The organism is Streptomyces europaeiscabiei, assembly GCF_001550375.1.
Taxonomy (GTDB): domain Bacteria; phylum Actinomycetota; class Actinomycetes; order Streptomycetales; family Streptomycetaceae; genus Streptomyces; species Streptomyces europaeiscabiei.
On sequence record NZ_LRTR01000494.1, the window covers coordinates 1 to 1,322 of the forward strand.

Here is a 1,322-nt window from a genome sequence, read left to right on the forward strand (position 1 = left end):
GGCCGCGACCCCGGCACCGGGCCGCGCGGCTGGTCCCTGCCCTCCGGCGTCTACGGCGGCGCCATGGGTGAGGGCGAGGCCGAACTGCTGCGCTCCTCCCAACTGGCCCGCCTGGGGCCGCGCGTGGGCGACCTCGTGTGGGACATCGGCTCCGGCAGCGGCGCCTTCGCCACCGACGCCGCCCGCTGCGGCGCCGCCGTCATCGCCGTCGACCGCGACCCCGAGGCCTGCGGCCGTACGACCCTCGCCGCCCGTCGCTTCGGCGTACAACTCCAGGTGGTCCACGGCGCCGCCCCGCACATCCTGGAGAACCTCCCCGAACCCGACGTCGTACGCGTCGGCGGCGGGGGAGCGGCGGTGGTCTCCGCCGTCGCTGACCGCCGCCCGCAGCGCATCGTCACCCACGCCCTGACCCGTCCCGCCGCCGAGCGCATCGGACGAGACCTGACCGAGCACGGGTACGAGGTCCGCTGCGACTTCGTCCAGTCCGTGGAACTCGATACAAGGGCCTGGACGGAGCGGGAACGGAGCGTCGCGTTCCTGCTCAGCGGGACCTTGCCCGACCGTTCCCTGTGATCCGGTTGTCGTACCGGCGCGGTAGGCTGGCCGACTGTTGTACCGCACTTCGACACCCGGCACTTCGTCGGTCAATGTCCTAAAAACGCGCCCGTTTTGAGGGCGTGTGTGGTACAGCGAAACGGGGAGGACGCGCAACGTGGCGCAGTCCACAGCGGACTGTCGCGGATCAAGCTGTCGCGACGGGGGGACGACCGGGACAATGGCCTTTCAATGGCTTTGTCGACAAGCAGCCGGGTCGTCACGTGCCGCTGGGCACGCACGCTCGTTCTTCACAGTGGGGCGGTAGGTGCGCCGTTCCCGGGCCAGCTGGCATGGAGGCACTAACCGATGGGCGAGGGGTACGCATGACCGACACCGGCCAGGTCCCGGGCGAGGGACTGCCGGAGAGCGCAGGCATGGTGGAGCAGCCGGGCGTCCCTGCGCCGGGTGCGTACACCTACCTCTCCGAGACCACCACCGAGACCACCACCGAGGACGAAGACCTCCTGCTGCCGGGTGCCCAGGGCGCGTGGGGCAACGAGATGCCGCCGCCCGCCCCCGAGCCCGTCGTCCAGGTCGTCCACGAGCCGGGCCCGCACGAGATGTCCGGCCGCGACAGCGGCTCGCTCGACCTCGGCGCCGTCCGTACCCCCGTCGCGACCCCCGTCCCGCAGCCGCCGGTGGCCCGCCGCCCGCTGCATCTCGGTCCGCCCACCCCTGATGCCTCCGCCAGGATCGCCACCGTGATCTACGCGGCGCCGCCC

The 1,322-nt window shown here is 72.4% G+C and carries 1 protein-coding gene and 1 pseudogene; both read left to right on the plus strand.

Annotated elements, in window-relative coordinates; genetic code table 11:
• A pseudogene (locus tag AWZ10_RS23830) lies at positions 1-576 on the plus strand (precorrin-6y C5,15-methyltransferase (decarboxylating) subunit CbiE); the annotation flags it as partial.
• Between the two features lie 347 nt (positions 577-923).
• On the plus strand, positions 924-1,322 hold a 399-nt coding region (locus tag AWZ10_RS23835; protein WP_159058330.1), incomplete at its 3' end, for a hypothetical protein.